This window comes from Weissella muntiaci, assembly GCF_008107635.1.
In the GTDB taxonomy this organism is placed as follows: Bacteria; Bacillota; Bacilli; order Lactobacillales; family Lactobacillaceae; genus Weissella; species Weissella muntiaci.
This window is the reverse complement of the sequence record NZ_SDGZ01000006.1, coordinates 1-22,893: the sequence shown is the minus strand read 5'-3', so window position 1 is coordinate 22,893 and position 22,893 is coordinate 1. Positions and strand designations below refer to the sequence as shown.

Sequence of the window (22,893 nt, the reverse complement as noted above, 5' to 3'; positions counted from 1 at the left end):
AGATGAAATCTTTTTCGAATTCCTTGAAAATATATGTGGAATATTATTTATCTGTAAATGAAAACCATATCGCTTAAAATTAGGCATTCCAATATAAGAATGGCTATTAAATGTAATATTGATTTTTGTCAATGTAAGCGCTATCCTAAACTTGTGTTATAAGTAGCATGAGAAAGGAACTTCATAATGAGCGATTACACAAATGTTAAGACTTCTGAATTGGTTATCGGAATGTCTAAGGAGATTTCAAAGCAGGTTAGCGAAGCGGATGTTCAAGGTTTTGCGGAAGTAACTGGTGATCACAATCCAGCGCATACCGATGAAGCATATGCAGAAACAACGCCCTTTAAAACGCGGATAGCGCATGGAATGTTAGGGGCTGGTTTAATCTCTGCAGTGTTGGGAATGCATTTACCAGGACCGGGGACAATCTATCTGGGTCAGGATTTAAAATTTCAAAAGCCAATTCACTTTGGAGATGTGATCACTGCTAAAGTGACATTGTCTGAATTGACACCAAAAAAGCATTTTACAATTGCCACTTTTGATACTGTTGTAACAAACCAAGATGGTGAAATTGTTACAACTGGTACTGCCACAGTTATTCCACCAGAGGGATAACAACTCAGGATACTGTCATTCAGAGAGCATAAGGAAGAGATAAAATGAAAGCATCATTACAAATGAAAGGCAACGTTGCCCGTTCAGTTAACCCCTACGGTATTCGCCAAGAAGTTCTGAACGAAATTGATTATGTTAAAGCTCAGGGGTCTTATGAAGGTCCTAAGAAGGTTCTAATTATTGGTGGGTCATCATCTTACGGTCTATCTTCTCGGATCTCATCTGCTTTTGGTGCTGGGGCTGACACAATTGCTGTAAGTTTTGAACGCGGACCAAAAACAGAGACCAATATTGGTACGGCCGGTTGGTATAATAATATTTTCTTCCGCGAGTTTGCAGAAGAGGCCGGCTTGATTGCAAAGAATTTCGTTGGCGATGCCTTTAGCTTAGCCATGAAGCAACAAGTAATTGCATATATCCAAAAAGAGTTTGGTGGCAAGATTGACCTACTTGTTTATAGTTTGGCTTCTGGAGTTCGTGTCGATCCAATGGGTAAGAAATGGTTTAGTTCGCTTAACCCAATTGGACAAGATGTGACAGGTGAGAATATCAATCTTGAGACGGAAGAGATTTTTGAACAAACTGTACATGCCGCTACACCTGAGGAAGTTGAAGGAACTGTCAAAGTCATGGGTGGCGAAGACTGGGAATGGTGGGTCAACTTACTTAAAGAGGCCGGCGTCCTTGCTGATAACTTCAAGACAGTCCTTTACAGTTATATTGGTCCTAAAATGACCCATGCTTTCTATCATGGTGGCGCCTTAGGACGTGCTAAGGACCAAACAGAAGAATCAGCGGTTCGAATCAATGAAAATATTCAAGACATTGCTGGTAAGGCAACCATTATTGTTGCGCGTGCCGTAACCACAAAAGCATCTGTGGTTATTCCAATTTTACCGAAATATCTAATTGCGCTTTATAAGCTTGAAGAAAACCACGAGACACCAATAATGCATATCGATCGGACATACCGGACGATGTTGTATGGTGACCAAGCAAACTATGACGAGAAGGGACGGATGCGCCCAGATAGTTTTGAACTTGAACCAGCATTACAAGCTAAGGTTGAAGCACTCTTTAACGAGATTACTGCAGAAAACTTTAAGACAGACATTGCGGCTTACGATTTGTTCAGAACAGAGTTCCTGAACTTAAATGGTTTTGAAGTTGAGGGAAATACTATTGATGAGTTTGAATTTGACGACTTGCTAACTTTGAAGCCTTAAGGAGCGAAAATGACAGTTAAATTTATAACAGCTAAAGAGGCTGTAAAATTGATTCCTAACGGTGCGGTCATTGGCCTTGAAGGCTTTATGGGAAATGTTGTTGCTGAAGAAATCTTAGAAGAGATGGAAACCGCTTTTATGGAAGTCGGGGTTCCAAATGCTTTGACCACGATTTATTCTGCCGGGATTGGTGATTCAGGTGATCTGGGAATGAATCGATTGGCTTACAAGGGTATGTCGAAGATGGTAATTGGTGGACATTGGGGGTTAGCTCCTAAGCTCCAGCCACTTGTTGCTGCAAATGAGCTACAGGCCTATAACTTTCCTCAGGGTGTGATTTCACAGGCATTCCGCGAGTTGGCTGCGGGTAAGAATTTCTTGATTTCGAAGACGGGCTTAGGAACTTTTGTTGATCCAGAACAAGCAGGTGGTCGTTTGAATGAAATTACCCCAGCATTGGTAGATAAAATTCAATTAGATAATGAAGATTATCTGATGTACCATTTCCCACGTCCCAATGTTGCAATTCTGCGAGGAACTTATGCCGATGAAGACGGCAATATTTCTATGGATGAGGAGTCACTTACATTGGAAACAACGTCAATTGCGACAGCTGCACATAATAATGGTGGGATTGTAATTGTCCAAGTTAAGCACGTTGTGAAAAGTGGCTCGCTTGATCCAAAGTCAATCAAAGTTCCAGGAATTTTGGTTGACTACGTTGTTGAAGTTGCTGATGTTACTAAACACAAACAGACTTTAGCATCTCAATATAAAAGTGAATTTGTAACAGCAGGTTTGGTGGTTAATGACGATGCGGCACCATTAAAGCTTGATCAAAAAAAGATCATCGGTCGCCGTGGAGCGATGCTTGTTCCTGAAGGAACTCGCGTCGTAAACTATGGGATTGGTGTTCCAGAATATGTAGCCGCTGTCTTCAAAGAGGAAGGCTTAGGTGATAATTTCACCGCTGTTTTGGAACCAGGAACTTTTGGTGGTGCTCCACAGGGTGGCTTTGATTTTGGCTCTGCAATTTCACCAGAAGCCATCATTGATCAGAACTTAATGTTTGATTTTTATGATGGTGGCGGAATTGATGTTGCCTATTTGGGACTTGCTGAATTTGATCAATCCGGAAATGTGAACGTTTCTAAATTTGGACCTAAAATTGCAGGAACAGGTGGCTTTGTGAATATTAGCCAAAATACCCATACTGTAATCTTTACAGGTACATTGACTGCCGGTGGGCTAAAGACTTCAATTAATGCCAATGGAGAATTGCAAATTGATAATGAAGGACGAGCTAAGAAATTTGTCCGGAATGTGGAGCAAATTACATTCTCAGCCGCAACAGCCCGACACAACAAACAAAATGTTTATTATGTTACAGAACGCGCAGTCTTTAAGTTAGTTGAAAATGGGGTTCAATTACTTGAAATTGCGCCCGGAGTGGACTTACAAAAAGATGTTTTGGATCAAATGGCTTTCGAGCCGATCATACAGAAAGATGTGCTTAATAAAATGGATTCAAAAATCTTTAGGGATGAGAAGATGGGTCTGCAATAAGGCACTGCTGGAAGGAAGGAGCGTGTCTCCTTCCTTTTTATTTCGAGGAGAAGGAAAATGGGTCTTTTAGGAACAATCGGAATTCTGATTGGTATTTGCACGATTATTTTATTGGTTGTTAAAGAGGTACATATTACGATTGCAGCCTTGATTGCATCTTTGCTCGTAGTATTACTTAATAACATGGATGTTATTAAAACATTACTAGGAAGTGAACCAGTTGCAAACCCAGCCAAAGTGGGTACCTTTTTGTACAATCCGCATGCTTTCATGCCAGCACTAGGAGATTATATTATCTCGTATTTTGCAATCTTTTTATTTGGTGCGATTTTGGCGAAATTCATGGAAGCATCTGGTGCGACTGTGTCAATTGCTAACTTTATTCTAAAAAAATTTGGTTCGGATAGTCCTTACCGAGTGCTGGTTGCCGTATTTGTAATTACAACGTTGTTAACCTATGGTGGAATTTCACTCTTTGTGGCAATGTTTGCGATCATTCCTTTGGCGCGAGCCTTATTCAAAAAGTTAGATATTGCATGGACGTTGGTTACAATTCCTTTATGGCTTGGATTAGCAACAATTACAATGGTCATGCTACCTGGAACTCCGGCAATCCAAAATGTTATTCCAATGACAACTTTGGGAACTTCGCTCACGGCTGACGCTCTGCCAAGTTTAGTCGCCGCAGTTGCCACAACGATTTTTGGCTTGTTTTATATGCGATATGCTTTGAATAAGAGTTTGAAAAAGGGTGAAAACTTTGCGACCTACGCGGATATCAACGATGTGGATGAAACTAATCGTGAGTTACCAAGTTTTGGCGCATCAATTTCACCACTACTGTTGTTGATTATTATTGCAATTAGCGGTTCAGTTCTTGGAAATGAATTGGTTAAGAAAAACGTTATCTATGTTGCACTTATTTTGGCTATATTGTTATCGGTAATCTTATTCCGTAAGTTTATTTCACAACCTAAAACAACATTAACGCTTGGAACAACCAGTGCATTTGCACCAATTATTGCCACAGCTTCAGCGGTGGCTTTTGGTGCTGTGGTTGTTGGTGCACCAGGGTTTGAAGTAATTCAAAAAGCGATCTTCCATATGCCCGGCGGTTCACTGATCTCGTTAACAGCTTTAACCTCGGTGATTACTGCGATTACGGGATCATCATCTGGAGCGTTAGGGATTGTCATGCCAAACTTTGCACAGCATTATCTCGCAGCTGGAATTCAACCACAGATAATTCATCGTGTAGCGGCTGTTGCATCCGGCTTTGCAACATTGGTACCACAATCAGGTGCGTTCATTACTTTTTTGGCTTTATCGAAATTGAAGCAAAAGAATTCTTACAAATACGCTGTTACAACAGTTGCCGTCGGTAACTTGATTGGGCTAATTATTATTATTTTATTTGCGAGTTTATGAGGCTGAATGATGAAAAATTTTGATGCAATATATCAAAGCAAATTGAAAAACGTTGAAGGTGCGTTGGATTTAATTCAAAGTCATGATTATATTTTTTCTGGCCAATCGGCTGGCGAACCCACTGCTTTGCTGGATCATCTGCAGTATTTAAAAACAACGGGTGTAAAGGGTGTGACCTTGAATACGTGTTTGCCAACAAAGGACTATTTGTGGTTACATGATGAAACAATGCGGGGTGTAATGGAGCACAATAGTTGGTTTTTCACGGGAGCAGTACGTGAATCACAAAAAAATCAATTATCAAGCGCTATTCCGCAGAATTCAACAACAGCATTGAGCAAGACATTGGATCGAATTACGACTGAACATCGCCGGCCGGTCTTGTTTTCAACAGTTGCGCCAATGGACAAGAACGGATATCTTTCATTGTCCGTTAGTACCGTTTACGAGCGTGATTTGATTGATGCCGGGGCACTTGTGATTGTTGAAGTCAATCCGAATTATCCACGAACCTTTGGCGACACGAATGTGCATATTTCAGAAGTGGCAGCATTAATCGAATCAAACCGGCCAATTCCTTATATTCAATTGGCCCCCTACACGGAGATTGATGCAGAAATTGGTCGCCAAATTGCGACTTTAGTAGAAGATGGTTCAACATTGCAGTTAGGGATTGGTAATATTCCAAACGCAGTTGCGTTCGAATTGCGCAATAAGAAACATTTAGGAATTCATACTGAAATGTTTACTGAGACGATGATTGATCTGATTGAATGTGGTGCGGTTGATAATACGGTAAAAGGGTTGAACAATAATTTCTCGATTGCTTCATTTACGTTGGGGAGTCAGCGTGTGTATGATTATATCGATAATAATCCTTCGGTATTATTTAAGAGCTGTACATATGCGAATGATCCTTATACGATTGGTCAGAATAATAAATTTGTTTCAATTAATGCAACACTTGAGGTTGATTTGACTGGGCAATGTGCTTCGGAGACACTTGGCAGTGTCCAATGGTCTGGGACCGGCGGACAGTCCGAAACAGTACGTGGTGCACAGATGTCAAAGGGTGGTAAATCAATTATTGCTTGTCATTCGACTTATAAAGATGAGTCTGGTCAACTGCACTCCAAGATCGTTCCTTTTTTGGCTCAAGGCGCTGTTGTATCAACGTCGCGTAATGATACTGATTATGTTGTAACAGAATATGGTATCGCGTGGTTACGTGGACTTAATGTTCGTGAACGGGCAGAGGCACTGATTGCAATCGCACATCCAGATTTCCGTGAGAAATTACGGGTAGCAGCTAATAATGAAAAGATTTGGTGAAGTATGAAAGTACAAATAAATCGTGCGACGATGGAAAGTCGGACTATGAATGCGGAAAACTTTTCGGCCGGCATTGCATTGTTTGAGGTTGGCGCCTTAAAAATCATTCCGTTAGGCAACCCAAATAGTTATATATTTGTTGGTGATGGTGAGAGCGGAGTGATTAGAATCAAAGGTGACGGTAGAGATGTTAAACAGTTTTACTGTACATGTGATGAAGGGGCGCCACTAATGTGTAAGCATGTGATGGCGGCAATCTTGACGATTCAAGGTGGCATGATTGAATCACCGCTATTTATTGGCAAGCGTTTTTCGGAGTCATTAATTGTTGATGATACTAATATGACGGGAGCAGTAAAGGGCGATTTAATGCCAGTATTTGCAACCCCATTTTTAATTGGATTATTGGAGAATACGGCTACTGACTGTATCGCATCTGCACTAAGTGTTGAAGAGTCGCAAGTTGGAACAGAGGTGCATGTTTTTCATACGGCTGGTGCGCTTAAAGGCGCCAGAATAACCGCAACAGCGACTATCACTAAAGTCTATGGTCGCAGGATAACTTTTGATGTGGTGGCTCGGGAGGGCAATCGAGAAATTGGGCATGGGACACACACGCGAATGATTGTTGATCGAGCGCGTTTGTTAGAAAGTTTGCAACAGTAGAATTGTGTTTAGAAAGGGTGTTGGTGTTCCGTCAACGCCTTTTTGTTATATTTAGAAATTTTAATGCGCTAGCTACTATGGAAAACAACTTAAAACCGTTTTATGAAAAGATTATTAAAATAAAATGACAAACCGGTCATCTTGTGCTAAATTAGAGAAAGTCTTTTTATTTAAGGTATCTTGTTGTAATTAATCGTGTATCGACTCCAAGCAGGGTTACAGAGCAAGTACCAAGTGAGCGATCAAGAATAAGAAGAACAAATATAAGGGTGGTATTACCTGTGGAAGAAAGAAATGATGAGTTGAAGCCAGTGCTACAAACTCGCCATGTCGTTATGCTCTCACTTGGGGGAGCAATTGGTTCAGGATTATTTTTGGGATCTGGTTCAGTCATTGCGACTGCCGGACCAGCAGCAATCCTGGCTTACGTCTTGGCTGGCTTTTCTCTATATATTGTGATGAACGGCGTTGCAAAGATGATTCTGTTTAATAAGAAATCATCGGATGTCGGGATGTCGGCGATTGTTAAGCCTTACATTGGGGCGCGGATGGCGCACTTTACGGATTGGGTTTATTGGTCGACATGGATGGCGGTCTTAATTGCTGAAGAGGCTGGTGTGGCAACGTTCCTAGGAATGTTAATTCCAGGCGTGCCATTATGGATCTTTGCTTTGATCGTGGCAGTTTTAGGAACGGCGATTAATTTATACTCGGTTCGTGCATTCGCTGAAACCGAGTATTGGTTAGCATTTATTAAAATTGCTGTGATCATTATTCTAATTGCGGTTGGACTCTATCTATTGTTCATTAATAATGTGCACTTGGGATTTAAGCCAACTGCTGCTCAGCTGGCCGCTAACAATAGTACTGCATCGAGTTTTGCACCAAATGGCATGCAAGGAGTCATCAATTCAATGTTGGTGGTAATCTTCTCCTTTGGTGGTTCTGAACTTGCGGCAGTTACGGTTGCAGAAACTAAGGATGCAAAGACGGCAATCCCTAAGGCAATTCGAAGTGTGCTCTTCAGAATTATTGCATTCTACGTTGTGCCAATTTTTCTATTTTTGCAATTATTGCCTTGGAAGCAAGTTGCTGATCCAAATGCCGAGAGTCCTTTTGCGACACTATTCACACGTGTGGGAATTCCGCATGCGGATAAATTAATTCTAATTGTGATTGTGATTGCGATTTTCTCAGCGGTTAACTCGGCAATCTATGCGACATCAAGGTCACTCTACGCACGAGTACAAGGTTCGGAAACTAAGTTGGGACGTGGTCTAAGTAAGCTAAATCGTAACCAAGTTCCCACGCGGACAATTTGGGTCAGTTCAGCGGTCTTATTCTTAGGAGTTGTGCTTTCAGCAATCTTTGGAGATGGATTCTGGCAATTCGTTGCTGGATCGATCTCTTACACTATTTCAACGGTTTGGATTGTATTGCTGGTTTCGGCATTAATCTTGTATTTCAAGCATGGTGGGGTAGCTAACATATTCTTGAAGAGTATTACAGTAATTGTGTTATTATTCTTGATCTTCGTTGTTTATTCGCAAATAACATCAAACCCATGGTATTTATCGATTTTTGCCTTGGTGATTTGTTTATTGGCATTCTTTAGTTATCGGAAGCCTGTTAAATCCTAAAATATAAATCAAGCTGTTGGTTCGTTGAATGAGCCGACAGCTTTTTTAAGTCGCTAATATTCTAAAGCAGTCCAATATATGCGATAATCACTGATATAGGCAGGAACGAAACCGGTTACGAGATATCAGAAAAGTGCTTCGATAGGGAGGGTAACAGGATGGAAAAGATTAAAGTTCATGGAATAAAATTTATATCAATTGATCCAATTACAGTAGGTCAGGATGCACCTGAGGTTGTTTTGAATGATTTGGCTGGTCAGCAACATCAATTAAGTCAGGTGACGAAGCCGTTATTAATTTCGGTTTTTCCAGATATTCGAACAAAGACTTGTTCCTTGCAGACGCAGCGCTTCAATGTGGAGGCGGCAGCTCATCAGGATATTGAATTCTGGTCAATCTCAAATAACACGCCGGAAGAACAGGCAAATTGGTGTGCCGCTCATGGTGTTGATATGACCATCTTGGCTGATGACGGTTCATTTGGAGAAGCGTTTGGTTTGACAATGAAAATTGGACCATTGGTTAATCGTTTGGCACGTTCAATTTTTGTAATAAAAGATGGTAAGGTGGTTTACCGGCAAATTGTTACAGAGATTAGCGATGAACCGGATTATCAGGCGGCGTTGGCGGCAATTACAAAATAGAATGACATGCTAGTGGATTCGTTGAGAATTTGCTAGCTTTTTATTTATAAAAAACCGCAACTAAATACATTAGTTGCGGTTAAAAATATGTTATTATTGATATTTAATCGAGCCATTTCGAATTGGCTTCGTGTTAAACCAGAATAACAGGGCGTTCAGGGCAATTAGAATTGCCGAGAATAGGAAGATCCAACGATAATCAAAGATCGATGCAACGACTGTTCCAAGAAGTGGTCCAAGGACGGCGCCAATGGATTGGAAACTTTGGTTATAGGCGAAGATCCGACTAGTAATTTCGTGTGGCGTCGTCTTGGTCAGCAAGGTTTGAACAGCCGGTAACATTGTTGCGTCCGAGATTCCGACTAAGAAACGGAAAACAGCAAGCATTGTAACAGAAGTGACAAACGTTGTTGGAACAAAGACGGCAAAGGCGAACAAGAAGCCAATAAAGATCATCCGGTGCGTCCCTATCCGGTCGCCAATCACCCCAAAGCGAGGTGCTGCAATCATGGTTGCAATTCCAGGCATCGCGGCTACGATTCCAGCAAGGAAAGTTGAGCTGGAACTATTATTTGTAAGCTCTCGGACAAAAAGTGCCACAATTGGTGAGATTGAAGTATTAACGGCTTGGATGATCATGGTAGTGATAAATAGATCAATGGTTAATTGACTGGAGGAGACCATTTTGAATACTTCGCGTAGCTTAGGTGTGGCACCTTTGGCGATTGGTGTGAAATCTTCTTCAACGAAGAAGAACACCAAGAGAAACGATGCAAAAAGTAGTGAGCCAGTAACAAAGAAGGAAGCACGATAAGAAACGACGGAGGCGATTGCACCACCGATGAACGGACCGAGTAATTGACCGGCAGTGACGCCAGTTACTAATGTTCCAAGCGCGTAGCCGGCTTTTTCTTTCGGTGTCTGTGTTGCAACCATCGCGTTGGCATTTGAGATAAAGCCGCCAAAGAATCCTTGGAGCGCCCGAAGGACCATGAGCTGCCAAACATTTGTAACAAGCCCCATGAGAGCAAAAACAATCGCCATCCCCAGTGATGCTCTTAGCAACATCAGACGACGGCCCTTCCGATCAGCAAGCTTTCCCCACATTGGTGAGACTAGCGCAGTGACCAAGAAGGTAATTGAGAAAACAAGACCCGCATATAACGTTAATTGACTCTTGGAAAAATCACCTAAGGTATCAACGTACAGTGGCAAGAAGGGCATGACTGAAGAAAAACCAATTCCAGACATAAACACACCAAACCAGAGAACATACATATTACGACGCCAGGTTTCCATAGTAGATAACTTTTTAAACATATTTCACCTCGCATAAACTATTAACAATAGTTTATCATTCTACGCCTTTTGTTGCTTTATTACAATTTAGCTGTTTTTAGGCGGACTGAGCGTTTATTTTATACTTTGATTTTAACCTATAACTTTAAGAAATAGGAAAAGGAAAAACTGGGTGGTTGGTTTTGAAGATATCCAGCTATAATAATAGAGGACATTTGTGAATTAAATGACATTATATAGAAAATGAGAAAGTAAATGATAATGAATACTACAAATACAAGGACTTTTTTGATCTCAGAAGCAAGGATCGTGAGGAGTATTTGCGTCAGGCAATTATTAAGGCACTCATTAGTTTAGGTGGCGATACGACGAGAGATGATGTTAAAAGGTGGTTGGTTACAAACACGGACCTGATTACGGCAGAAACACTTACGCAAGAGAAGGTGTCTAAAAAGACACAGCGAGCATATCAACAGTTTGCCTTTCCATTTAATTTCTCACTAAAGACTTTAGAGATGATCGGATTAATTGATATCTCTGAGCGTTCAAAGATTAAGGGACTTAATCTGGTCTTGGCGCATGAACTGGTTGCGAATGCAACACGAACAAATGAACTGACTGATCAGGTATGGGCAAAGTCTCGTGATGCTAAAGCAAACGAATCTATCGATGGATCTGGGGACGATGTAGAGGAAGAAATCGTCGATGAGTTAAATACCTCAGATTATATCGATGCATGGCGGGGAAAAGTATTGGCGAGTCTTAAAGATATGAATCCAATCAAATTTGAGGCGTTTTCGCGTAATTTGATTAGTAAGATGCAAATCGAATTAGACGAGAAAATTGGTGTTGTGGCTAGTGGTGACGGTGGCTTAGATGGCTTTGGGTACCTAACCACTGATGATTTTAGAACCGTCAGAGTAGCACTGCAGTCAAAGCGCTGGGCGGGTAATGTTGGTTCGCCGGAGATTGATAAATTCCGTGGCGCAATGGATAAGCGGAATGCGGAGTATGGAATTTTTATTACAACGGGTGTATTTACACCGGCAGCAATGAAGGCGGCTCGTGAGGGCACACGAGTGATTACTTTGATTGATCAAGAGAAAATGTTGGATTTGATTGCAAAGTATGAGTTGCATGTTAAACCAGTCATAACGTATGTTGTTGACGATTTTTTTAGATAAAGCTTGTTACACATAAAATTTAATAGATTTGGGAAAACGCCGACAATTTTGCTGGCGTTTTTTTATCTACAAATATATCAATCGGGCCATGATACTTATCTTTAAATGCCGTATACAATCGAATGATCGCAAGATTTCAAACACAAGCCTTTTTTAAAGTCGGTTTTATAAAAGTAATGTTCATGAATATATACAAATAAAATTTGAATAAATTCAATCTTTAGGTCATGTTTTACATGTGGAATTTTAATATTAGGCTTGATTAGTTGTTATTAATCAATATACATTAGATTTATTAATGGACTGCTGGAGTATATCAAACATTAGGCTGTTGCTATTAATCAAGAAGGGCACTATGTTAAAATATACGAACAGTGACTAATCAAAAATGACTATCTAAGTAGCCTTAATAATAATTATGCATTTTACTAGCTGAGAAGCTTGAATTTGTCTTTTAAATAACGTGAGAGACCTCAATGCTGATAGGCAGACATTGATGAATAATAATGCTCAAAAAATGAGAATAACGGCAAGCAAGGCAGATGAGAGAGAGTAAACAATGAAAAAGAAAGAACTTGATCAGAAAGTTGATGCACAGTTTGATTACGAGCAGCGAAGACGTAAATATCGAAAGAACAAGCCAGCATCAAAATGGACGTACATTCGGCCAACCCTGTTTGCCGTACTGATGGTAGTTACTGCATTTGGGCTTTTATCTAGTATTTTTGCACTATTGAAGGTGCTCTTTTTTCATTGATATGGGGGGCTAATCAGTGTTGGAATTAAGTAAATACCGCAGAATAACAAGGAAGGTTTATAATGCCTTGCCTGAATATCAGGCAATGTCAGATGCTGAGCTGCAATCTCAAACAAAAATCTTCCAAGTGGCATTAGAAAACGGCAAAACATTGAAACAACTTTTGCCAGCAATCTTTGCGGCTGTAATTGAGGCCGATCGCAGAGTGTTAGGAATGGAGCCATATTATGTGCAAGTCTTAGGGGGAGTCGCTCTATTTTTTGGAAATGTGGCCGAAATTAAAACGGGTGAAGGAAAGACGCTTGTTGCAACGATGCCCTTATATGCCCATGCGTTGCTAGGGGTAAAAGGAAATTTCTTAATCACAGCAAATGAATATCTAGCGCGACGTGATGGAATGGAAATGGGGGCTGTTTTTAAGTGGCTTGGTTTAACAGTTGGAATTGGGACTGAGGAACTTGATTATCAACAAAAGGCTAAGCTTTATGACGCTGATATCGTCTATGCAACCCACTCAAGATTAGGCTTTGACTACCTTTTTGATAATCTGGGTACAGAAATTGGCCAACAAGTTGTAACTAGATTTAATTTTGCGGTAATTGACGAAATCGATGCAGTGCTCCTTGATGAGGCTCAGACGAGCTTAATTGTGTCTGGCGCGCCAAAGGTTCAATCGGATCTTTATGAGATTAGTAATTGGTTTTTTAACAATTTAACAGAGGTAGATTATGAATTAAGTGATGATGAGCGGAGTGTTTGGTACTCTGATCTCGGACTTGAGAAAATAAATAACTATTTTGATATTGACGATGTTTTTTCAGCAGACCATTTTGAGTTGTATACTCATTTGATTTTGGCATTGCAGGCGAATGTTTTGAAAGAAAAGGGGCATGACTACTTAGTTGAGGATGATGCCGTGATTTTGTTAGATGACACAAATGGACGTAAATTGAAGGGTGTTAAGCTGACAAACGGTTTACATCAAGCAATTGAGGTCAAGGAAGATGTTACTCTGACGAAAGAAACTAAGACCTTGGGTGTGATCAGTTATCAGAGCTTATTCCAAAAATTTCAAAGACTGGCCGGAATGACTGGTACGGCAAAAACTGATGAAAAAGAGTTTCTGGAGACATATCGGTTGCGGGTGATACAGATTCCTACTCATGAACCACTGATTAGGGAAGATCAAGTTGATCAACTGTATGTTACGAATCGAGCGAAAGTTGATGCATCAATTAAGTTGGTAAAATCGGCGTTACAAGCAGGGCGGCCTATTTTAATTGCAACGGGTTCGGTAAACATGTCGCGATTATATTCTTTATTACTCTTACAACATAAAATTCCACACAATTTACTTAACGCGGAGAGTGCGGAACGTGAAAACAGAATTATCGATGAGGCTGGACAGGTTGGTTCCGTGACCATTGCAACGGCAATGGCGGGACGCGGAACTGATATTAAGCTCTCATCTATGGCAAAAAAGAACGGCGGGTTGGTTGTTATTGGAACTGAGAGAATGGCAAACCGCCGTGTAGATAATCAGTTACGCGGACGAGCAGGGCGACAGGGCGAGCCTGGAGAAAGCCAATTTTTTGTATCGTTAGAAGATCAGATTATGACAGAAAATGCCTCGAATCGGGCGAGAAATTATCATGAAAAGTTGCTTCTTAAAGTTGAAGCGGGCACGGTTGAGGGAGATCAAGCATTAACGTCTCTTCAAAGTAGACACTTAATTGATAAGGCACAGCAAACACGAAAAAATATGGAAAGTCGGCAACGACGGTCAACAATCGCCTATGCAATTATTTTGGGTGAGCAGCGTGACAAGGTGTATCTCGCTCGGAGGCAAGTTCTGAATAATCAACAAGATGAAGTTGAACGATTGATTGACTTGGCAATAAAAGTTACTATCGATAATTTTGTGAGTCAGAAGCAGAATTTGAATATTGAAGTAATTAGTAGCTTTATTTTCAATAACATTGATGAAACGATCTCCCTAGCAAGAATTGAACAAGCATTGATTGGACAAATTCAAAAAGAAGATGTTCAGACCTTGCTAGTACAATTGGTTAAAGAAACGAGAGCATCAGTTCAGCGCCGCCTATCGCATCCATTACAGTCACAATACTTTAAAAAGATTATTATTTTAAAAGCAATTGATGATGCATGGGTATTACAACTTGACTATCTACAACAATTGCAAGTGATAGTTAATGGGCGAACCACTGCACAACATAAACCAATCAATGAGTATGGCATTGAAGCGCAGAGAAGTTTCCTTGAAATGGAACGCCAAATTCAATTTAATATTTTTAGAAATTTACTAATGTCAAAGATTGAAGATAATGCTAATGGCTCATTTGATTTGGCATTTCCAAAGTGAGGAAAGCAGACACAACTAGATGAAAAAACATGATGATTTACTAAGGCGTAGCGGTTCTACGATATTGCTACTGTTGTTATATATTATTGGGCAAAATATCCCACTTCCTTTTTTTAAAATCGTCTTGAAAGCAACACAAGATAGTTCAATTGAGCATATGTTGGCCTTAACAACTGGTGGAACATTTTCAAATCCGACTTTGTTCGCACTCGGATTGGCGCCATATATGTTTATAACAATCTTTTTATCTGTATTTACGGCGATCAATAGAGAGTGGGCCAAGCGAATTTCCAGGGAGCTACGTGGGAAGATTCAGGTTTGGGGTATTTTTTTGTTTGCCTTTCTACAGGCATTTGTTATGGCAATTTCTTTTTATGGCAATCAGCAGATTTTTGACAAAGGAACAGTTTCTGCTGGATTAGTAATTCCGACAACGATGCTCTTTTTGATCGCGGGTGCTTTATTGATTGCTTGGCTGGCAAGTATGAATGTCGAATTTGGTGTAGGCGGACCATTTGTCATGATTTTGCCAGGAATTGTAACTAGTATAACTAAGAGTCTATTGCAGATTTATCCAGCCCTCGAGGGTCACAGTGGTCGAATGATAATATTGTTAATCTTGACAGTTAGCTTTATTTTTATTACTGAACGCCTTTACACGGCGGAATACCGGATTAAAATCCAACGACCAATCTTAGCAAATCAAACGATGCGACCATATTTAGCCTTTCGAATTTTAATAGCTGGTACCTTTCCGTTGATGTTCTCATCGACGTTAATGGCCTTGCCGGAGCAGTTACTTAAGCTATTGCACATTAATAGTGCGCATATCCAAGCATTTTTTAATTTAGTCACCCTTCAAGGGACAATTATGTATGCCGTTGTGCTATATACGCTGGGAGTATTGTTTTCATTTATCAATTTAATGCCTATTCAAATTGCGGAGGATATGCAGGAACAAGGTGATTATATTATTGGTGTGAAACCTGGACGAACTACGAAACACTATCTCGTTAAGCGTGTTAGCTTGTGGGCGGCTGTTGGCAGTTTATATTTGGTATTTGTTGCGGTGGTACCTCTTTTAATTGGTCATGTGGCTCATAAATCAATCTATACAAATTTCTCAACTTATTTTGCAATGTGGTTTGTCTTAATTGCAATTTTTGACAATGTTCGACAGGATTTAGAATTTCTTTATTATAAGGATAACTATCAGTTGTTCGGGAGCCGGAGGGGCGTGTAATGATTTATTTTATTGGCGATTGGCTGCCTGAGGCGAATGATTTAAACTTGGATGGGATTTTCACTTTGATTGATACATTCGATCAAAGTGAAATTGACTATAAAATAATCATTCCAAAATTCATTCCTTTTTTAAGATATGCCTGGAATGAACATGGTTTTTTTGACGAAAATCATGTCGTTCAAATAGCCGACTATTTACGAGCATTTAAGACAACGATGGACTTACCAATGACAGCGGCGGGATTGGATTTAGCCAATAATGTTGAGAAAATCTATGGTAATAGTGGCATTTTGCTAATGAAAAATGGTCAGAGCTATGGGAAAATCCAATTTAACAAGTATGGGTATGTTAGCGAGGTTCAATTCTTCTTAAATGGAAGACATAAGCAAGTCGACTTTTATTCTGATCATGGCTTTATTTATCGCACCGATTATTTGGACGCGGAGGGGAATCTTACTGAAGCCCATATTTACTCTGATCAAGGGCGACGCATGATGCATATACGGTCTGAAGGAATTAATATTGATGATAATTTGAATGGGGTATTTGAACAAGAAACCTATCAATCTTTTTCAGACATTTATCATGAATTCTTAAGGCATACGCTTGTTGATTTTGATAGAAGAAATGATCAAGTAATTGTTGACGCAAGTAAAGTGGAGCTAGTTGAAATGTTAGCTCAAGTTGATATGCAGCTCAATATAATATATTTGCTTAATGATAGTACTTTTAATAGTTTGAGCGATGATCGGAAAAAGGACTTATTGGCACAGGGTCAGGTAGTTGTTGAAAGTCGGCATGTTCAACGAGAATTAGCTAAATTTGCGAGTGGCAAAACACATTTGATTCCGACATTTCCAACGGAAATTAATTTTGGTACAAGCAATACAACTGTTAAACAGGATATTTTCTGGCAAATGGATCAAGTCGATGATGATTTGGTTAAGCGTACTTTTGATTATTGTTTAAAGCAGGACACAGTTAGTCTGTCAATTGAAGTGGGTGTATTAGCAGATGTTGAGCATTTTGAGTGGCTAACGGATAGATATATCGTTGATAATTTCGGAATTAGTTTTAAAGATATGAATGAGAATCTAGAGATTGAGCTTTTGCCAAAAGAATTGCTTAAACGGGTTGGGGAGGCTAATAGTCTTAAAAATCGTATTAAAGTGCATTTCGGGCTTCCAGAAAATGAGCGTTTAGCAATCATCAAACAGGCACGCTTGTATGTTGATTTAACGGGGCGACCAAATAATTATGTTCATGCGTTGGTGGCTAGCACTGGTTTGCCATTAATTAGCACGTATCAATCGCAGTACTTAAGCAATGGTCGTAACGGTAGGTTAATTCAGGCTGGAGATGACGTAATTAAAGCATTCGAATATTATCTCGAGCAAGATAGTCATTGGAATCAAGCGTTAGTAGAAAGCGTGTCAATTATTGAGGCAAACAGTATTACGCAATTGAGCAATGAATGGAGAAAGCTACTTTATGAAATCTCAAAATAGGATCATTCATTTTGGTGGACAGAAATTAGTAGTATCTGATGAAATTGCAACTGATTATAATTACCATCATTTAGCAGTTGGTGATGCAATGACACCAAAGTTAGAACAATTTAATCGGATATTAGAGAGTACTTTTAACAAATCCGAAGATATCATCATTTTTAGCGCAGATTTTATGTCTTATTTAGATCAGATAGTACTAGAAAAATTGCCGAGTTACCAGATATTTTATGAGAATCTAGCGGGAGTTAGTGATGATAATGTAAGAATTTTGACATTGAAAGGTGCACAACCAGTCGAACTACAAGATCAAGGGCGACAGATATTTCAATATATTCATAACTATTATGCAAGAAAAGCACAAGGGATGTCTTTGAATAATAGCATTATCGACATTGCTGAGCGATATAAATCAAGTGTTGTCAAGAAAGGGTCATCGGAATTTGAAATAACAGGCGATTTTGGACCTGAGTTCAATCAGATCATGCAGTGGAAGCAAGGATTTATCTGGATGGGAGCGTTAAATATATATCCAGAAATTGAGTTGGAAAGTGCCAAAATAGATTATTTCTATCGTGTATATCAGCAAACGGATACTGGTGTTAAATTCTGGGATATTAGTCCGGAGTTACATGCCAAGGGTGGTTTGATACATGATTTTGGTGTTTATCGTGAACCTTTAAATTTTGCTTTATTTATCAAGGGTAGTGGCACCGTACGAGTTGGAAATATTAACGTACGTAGAGCTCTACCGGATGATAATTTTCTTGCAGTTGGCGGACGGCGGCTTGCTGATAAGCGGGTCGGTAGTCGTGAACTGGGATATTACTTCAATGCTGGCGATTTAAAGCCACCTTTAAATGTTTATTTTGCTGGTTCAAGGCAAGCGGAAACTTTTGAAGGTCGTTGGATGATGGGGGGATTTGATGCCCCATTTATCTTGTTTGTTGATCCAAGACTTACGAATGGAGCCTTTTATCGTGGGGATGGCTTTGAAGAACGGATTATTGCAACGATTGAGGAGAAATTAAGCGCTTTGAATTTTGATAAATCACAGCTGAATATAGGTGGACTGTCAATGGGCGCCTATGCAGCGCTGTATTATGGAGCGAGAATGCAGCCACATGCGATTTTGGCTGGTAAGCCGCTGGCGAATATAGGTGGTTTAACCGTAAAGTCACGGCTGACAACGCCATATGGTTGGGACTTAGCGATGAATACAGTACTGTTGTTAAAAGGTAAGTTGAACGAGGCAAATGCGCAAGAAATTGATCGCGAGTTTTGGGATGTATTTCTAACCGCCGATTTCTCTGCAACTACTTTTGCAATCGCACATATGTTAAACGATACGGATCTACCCTTCCAGTCAATTTTTGATCACTTAAAGGCTAATTATCCTATGAGCAAGTTAGTGCACAAAGGGATTGAGGGACGTCATAATGACGATTCCCCAGGAATTACAAATTGGTTTATTAAACAGTTTTATGGGATCCTAATGACTGATTTTGGTCGGGATTATCCTGCAGAAGAACTTAATCCGGATGAAATGTGGGAGATTGATAATGAATAACATTTTTATTAGTCGTTGGCCGGTTGATCTGGCGGCGGTCAATGTTGATGGTTCGATAATTGATTTCCTGGAAGATGGTAGTGTAACCTTTTCGAATGAAATGCTATCACCTGGAGCCATTATTTGCTCGTGGTATTCGAAACCAAAACAATTATTTGGACGTTTTAATGCAACATTGCCTATATTGAAGCCAAATGAAACGTATCACTTAACGCTCAACTTAATTGCTGATCGTGAGGAGAGCACACAGGTTCAGTTAATTTTCTACGATGCTGATGATCAGGAAATTGGTCGTAAGAATCTAGATCAGTCAGGAAATTTTGTCTATCCACGAGGAAGTCGTAATTTTCAGATTAATTTATTGAATATCCGACATCATTGGATTCACTTTAGCGATTTGCAGATTACAACGATCACCGATGGGAATACTGGGGTAATGGTATTTGGAGAACATTGGGGTATTATGCAAGGGTACTTGACGCAACAGTTGCGATCTAACGATACGCTTGAAGTGGTTATATCATTCGAGCATGCGCAAGGGGGCTACGGTATTTTAAGTGATGAAAGCGCACTTTATGCAGTCACCGATGGACAAAATTTGACGGGGTTAATAGACAATTTGAAGACGATAAAGGCGGAGATTGCACCGCGTCATTTTCGCCTAATAGCCGGCAAAAACTTTTATGGGTTAGCTGATAATGCAAGGAAATATTTAAAAACAAGTCTAATGGAGGATGGAGACGTATGACACATTGGATTACTCAGGTGAACGATGATGAATTTTCTGCGACGCACGCATCTGGAATTATCGCAAATCAGTATACGGCAAAATCAGTTGAAACGGTTGGATTTAGAATTTTACATTACCCGAGATTTAAGGGAAGTGAACTTAAGGAGATTGGTCAAGTTGAGCGCCGTGAGAGACTCGAGGCGCTTTTAAATGTTGTTCAACCCGGTGATATGGTAATTGTTCAATATCCATTATGGATTAATAATTTCAATTTTGAACTTGAGTTTGTTAGTTATCTCAGAGATGTACGTAAAGCAAAGGTCGTTGCTTTAGTTTGGGATGTCATTTCTTGGGTTTCTGATGGGCGGAAGCGGGATTATTCCAATGATGGTTCATTAAAAATCCTGAATGAATTTAATCTGGTCATTGCGCCAAATCCGAAAATGATTGGTCGCTTGCGCGTGGAGGGCAAGGTTAGGACGCCAATGTTGTCCATGGATCTTAGTGATTTTGTTTATGAAGGTCCAACGAGAAAGCACCATTTGGAGAAGCAAATTTATTATGTTGCTGCTGGGATTGATAAAGCCTTTGTCAATGAGTATGAGGCCACAACGCCGATTAATTTTATTGGACAAAATTCATTTGGGGCCGATTTGCCGGATTATATTAATCTACTAGGACAAATGGAAAGTAGTGAGATTCCGTTTAACCTCGGTAATGGGTTTGGGTTACTGTATTATCCAATTGGCGATCAAAGATATAAGGGAAAGCATTACTACGGACAGTTTAACAATCCAATGAAACTTTCGCTTTACTTGGCAAGTGGCCTACCAGTAATCACCTTAGCCAATACGGCGCATGCTAAATGGATTAAGGAACAAGGGGGCGGTTTGGTTATTGAAGAACTTAGTGAATTAGATGCAGCTGTCAACAAGGTGACACCGGCACAATATGATCAAATGATTGAAAACCTTGAGCCTTGGAAAAAGGCAGTTTCAACAGGCTTCTTTTCAAAGCAGGCAGCCCTTGAGGCGATTAATTTTATCGAGTTAGGTTATACAGAGCGAATTAACTTGTTCTTGGAGGAAGTAGATGACTAATTGGATTACTCATTTAAATTTGGTTAATGAAGAATCAGCAATTTCTGTGGTAACCAGAAATACTGTAGAATCAGCCAAAATGTTAGGGTTTCAGGAGCTAAATCATACAAGGTATGCGAATCTTGATAATAATCCTAAGCGACGCAAGAATATTTTAGAAGCGCTCCTGCTGCCGGTACAGCCAGGTGACTTAGTAGTTATACAAATTCCTTTGTGGCCACAGCTGAATTTTCAAGCAGAGTTCATTGCGCAGTTAAAAACAATTACGAATGTTAAAATTGTTGCACTGGTCCATGATATACCGACATGGATGTTTGGGAATGCCGAAGAGAATTATGATATAGAAAATGACTTTTGGTTTCAGCAACTCAGGCAATTTGACGTATTATTAATGGCTAATGATAAGGCAATTGCTAAGCTTAAGGAATTTGACGTAAATGTGCCGATGATTTCAATGAAAATTTGGGATTATGTTTATCAAGGTCCGATAATTCAAAAAAAATTCACAAAAAAATTATATTATGTATCTGGTAGAGAAATTAATAGCATTAACTATACATCATCAACGCCTCTACATATTTATGATAAAAATGTTTCTAAGTCTGTAATTGAAAATCCAAGTGTAATTTGGAAAGGCTTCGTACCGAGCGATGAAATTATCGCGAATATTGATGGTGGTTTTGGCGTGGTTATGTCTGAAAACTTTGACGAACGGACGAGTATGAATTTCACTTATTATAATCAGTTCAATAATCCGACAAAGCTATCATTTTATATTGCGGCAGGCTTACCAGTTATTGTAGAGAGTAAGAGTGCGCATGCAAAATTAATTCAGGATCGGGGAATAGGATTAGTAGTTGATAACCTTAATGATATTGACGCAGTCTTGGCTAAGATTGATGCAGATAAGTATGCATCAATGTTGACGGCATTGCAGCCTTGGCAGAAAAATGTATCGGAGGGATTTTTCATTCAACGGGCACTAGTTGCCGCATTGAGATATATTAATTTAGGATTTGACGATGTCCTAAGTTAGAGCAGAGTTTATTTGCAAATAATCGTAATTATTAATTAAGAGGGTTCGGGGGGATTTCATGTCAAGGAGTAACAATTTTAAACGATTAAAAGAGTCGGAAGGTAAGCAGCGACACAAGGCTTATAAGAGTAATAAGTCGTGGGTTTATGCTGCAATTACAAGTTTTGCGGGTGTTTTGGGTGGTGGCGCCACGAGTATTTCTACAGTACATGCCGAGACAACAGCAGATGCTAGTAAGGCTACTGAGGCTGATGCGTCTAAGACGCTGGCGAGTAGTAATTCAACAACGATTCCAGCGGTTCAACAACTAACCAGTTCAGCTGATGTTACGCCTAGAGCAGGGACTGGGGCGACGATTATCACGAAGTTTGTTAATCAAGAAACAGGGGAAAGTATAGGAAGCGGCGAGGTTACGACCCACTTTAACGCAGGCGAAAACATGGTCTTTGAGGTGGCACCGCATTTCGCAGGATTAGTGCTAGATGTGAATACTAGTGCAATTGGCGGGGCGGATGATGCGCTTCTAAGTTTCGCTGACTGGGCGGATTTTCTTGGTTTGGATAGTCCAAACGATGTCATTGATTATTTTAACAATGTAAACCCACAAGAAGCGACCGATGACGAGATTATTCATCTGACGTACTATTATCGAACTGATTATAGTGTTTTTACTGGACAAAGTGAGACCACAATTGATGCTGGACCAAATGCCAAGGATCAGCTTAATATTGATGATTTGGTTACGACACTGACGAATTCGGATGGTACACCCGGTGATGTTTCAAATGTTATCGCGTCTAATATTGATGATATTGATTTTACTAAAGCCGGAACGCATACTTTGATATTGACCTACTGGGACCCAACATCGATGATGACACTGACACTTAATGTGCAATTAAATATAACAGACACGACATCTGAAAGTATGAGCACAAGTGATTCTGAATCAGTGTC

Annotated in this window: 19 protein-coding genes; 18 read left to right on the top strand and 1 reads right to left on the bottom strand. The window is 39.9% G+C overall.

The window, feature by feature from the left end:
• Positions 1–186 precede the first annotated feature (186 nt).
• The 8 genes from ESZ50_RS01690 to ESZ50_RS01655 all read left to right on the top strand — a co-directional run bounded on the left by ESZ50_RS01690 (position 187) and on the right by ESZ50_RS01655 (position 9,123).
• Positions 187–621, top strand: coding sequence for a MaoC family dehydratase (locus ESZ50_RS01690; protein ID WP_148621873.1), 435 nt, complete (start codon positions 187–189; stop codon positions 619–621).
• A 44-nt stretch (positions 622–665) separates the two neighbouring features.
• Entirely contained in the window at positions 666–1,847 is a 1,182-nt protein-coding gene (gene fabV, locus ESZ50_RS01685; RefSeq protein WP_148621872.1) for an enoyl-[acyl-carrier-protein] reductase FabV, read from the top strand.
• Between the two features lie 9 nt (positions 1,848–1,856).
• The gene (locus ESZ50_RS01680; protein WP_148621871.1) at positions 1,857–3,413 is read left to right on the top strand and encodes an acyl CoA:acetate/3-ketoacid CoA transferase; all 1,557 of its coding nucleotides are present in this window, start codon (positions 1,857–1,859) and stop codon (positions 3,411–3,413) included.
• Between the two features lie 57 nt (positions 3,414–3,470).
• Positions 3,471–4,841 (top strand): GntP family permease, encoded by a 1,371-nt coding sequence (locus ESZ50_RS01675; RefSeq protein ID WP_148621870.1) that lies wholly within the window; start codon positions 3,471–3,473, stop codon positions 4,839–4,841.
• A 9-nt stretch (positions 4,842–4,850) separates the two neighbouring features.
• Positions 4,851–6,173 (top strand): acetyl-CoA hydrolase/transferase family protein, encoded by a 1,323-nt coding sequence (locus ESZ50_RS01670; RefSeq protein ID WP_148621869.1) that lies wholly within the window; start codon positions 4,851–4,853, stop codon positions 6,171–6,173.
• 3 nt (positions 6,174–6,176) lie between these two features.
• Positions 6,177–6,839, top strand: coding sequence for a thioesterase family protein (locus tag ESZ50_RS01665; RefSeq protein WP_148621868.1), 663 nt, complete (start codon positions 6,177–6,179; stop codon positions 6,837–6,839).
• A gap of 281 nt (positions 6,840–7,120) precedes the next feature.
• Positions 7,121–8,479, top strand: coding sequence for an amino acid permease (locus ESZ50_RS01660; protein ID WP_148621867.1), 1,359 nt, complete (start codon positions 7,121–7,123; stop codon positions 8,477–8,479).
• A 158-nt stretch (positions 8,480–8,637) separates the two neighbouring features.
• Positions 8,638–9,123 carry a thiol peroxidase gene (locus tag ESZ50_RS01655; RefSeq protein ID WP_148621866.1) on the top strand — a complete coding sequence of 162 codons (486 nt, stop codon included), beginning with the start codon at positions 8,638–8,640 and terminating at the stop codon, positions 9,121–9,123.
• Positions 9,124–9,216: 93 nt separating this feature from the next.
• On the opposite strand, the gene ESZ50_RS01650 is transcribed toward ESZ50_RS01655, so the two are convergent.
• Positions 9,217–10,443, bottom strand: coding sequence for a multidrug efflux MFS transporter (locus ESZ50_RS01650; RefSeq protein WP_148621865.1), 1,227 nt, complete (start codon positions 10,441–10,443; stop codon positions 9,217–9,219).
• A 299-nt stretch (positions 10,444–10,742) separates the two neighbouring features.
• Here ESZ50_RS01650 and ESZ50_RS01645 point away from each other — a divergent pair, with 299 nt between their 5' ends.
• The 10 genes from ESZ50_RS01645 to ESZ50_RS01600 form a co-directional block, all read left to right on the top strand.
• Positions 10,743–11,606: a restriction endonuclease gene (locus ESZ50_RS01645; RefSeq protein WP_148621864.1), complete on the top strand. Its 864-nt coding sequence runs from the start codon at positions 10,743–10,745 to the stop codon at positions 11,604–11,606.
• Between the two features lie 559 nt (positions 11,607–12,165).
• On the top strand, positions 12,166–12,363 hold the full coding sequence (locus ESZ50_RS01640; protein ID WP_148621863.1) for a hypothetical protein: 198 nt from the start codon (positions 12,166–12,168) through the stop codon (positions 12,361–12,363).
• A 16-nt stretch (positions 12,364–12,379) separates the two neighbouring features.
• Positions 12,380–14,746, top strand: a complete 2,367-nt coding sequence (secA, locus tag ESZ50_RS01635) for a preprotein translocase subunit SecA (RefSeq protein WP_148621862.1) — start codon at positions 12,380–12,382, stop codon at positions 14,744–14,746.
• 19 nt (positions 14,747–14,765) lie between these two features.
• Positions 14,766–15,989, top strand: a complete 1,224-nt coding sequence (locus tag ESZ50_RS01630) for a preprotein translocase subunit SecY (protein ID WP_148621861.1) — start codon at positions 14,766–14,768, stop codon at positions 15,987–15,989.
• Positions 15,989–17,500, top strand: a complete 1,512-nt coding sequence (asp1, locus tag ESZ50_RS01625; RefSeq protein WP_148621860.1) for an accessory Sec system protein Asp1 — start codon at positions 15,989–15,991, stop codon at positions 17,498–17,500. Before ESZ50_RS01630 ends, asp1 begins: the two co-directional genes overlap by 1 nt.
• Positions 17,484–19,070: an accessory Sec system protein Asp2 gene (gene asp2 / locus ESZ50_RS01620; RefSeq protein ID WP_187387515.1), complete on the top strand. Its 1,587-nt coding sequence runs from the start codon at positions 17,484–17,486 to the stop codon at positions 19,068–19,070. The genes asp1 and asp2 overlap by 17 nt, the downstream gene beginning before the upstream one ends.
• The gene (gene asp3, locus ESZ50_RS01615; protein ID WP_187387514.1) at positions 19,063–19,818 is read left to right on the top strand and encodes an accessory Sec system protein Asp3; all 756 of its coding nucleotides are present in this window, start codon (positions 19,063–19,065) and stop codon (positions 19,816–19,818) included. The genes asp2 and asp3 overlap by 8 nt, the downstream gene beginning before the upstream one ends.
• On the top strand, positions 19,815–20,900 hold the full coding sequence (locus ESZ50_RS01610; protein WP_148621857.1) for a glycosyltransferase: 1,086 nt from the start codon (positions 19,815–19,817) through the stop codon (positions 20,898–20,900). Before asp3 ends, ESZ50_RS01610 begins: the two co-directional genes overlap by 4 nt.
• On the top strand, positions 20,893–21,936 hold the full coding sequence (locus ESZ50_RS01605; protein WP_148621856.1) for a glycosyltransferase: 1,044 nt from the start codon (positions 20,893–20,895) through the stop codon (positions 21,934–21,936). Before ESZ50_RS01610 ends, ESZ50_RS01605 begins: the two co-directional genes overlap by 8 nt.
• Before the next feature lie 58 nt (positions 21,937–21,994).
• The coding region (locus ESZ50_RS01600) for a KxYKxGKxW signal peptide domain-containing protein (RefSeq protein ID WP_148621855.1) at positions 21,995–22,893 on the top strand (899 nt) is incomplete at its 3' end.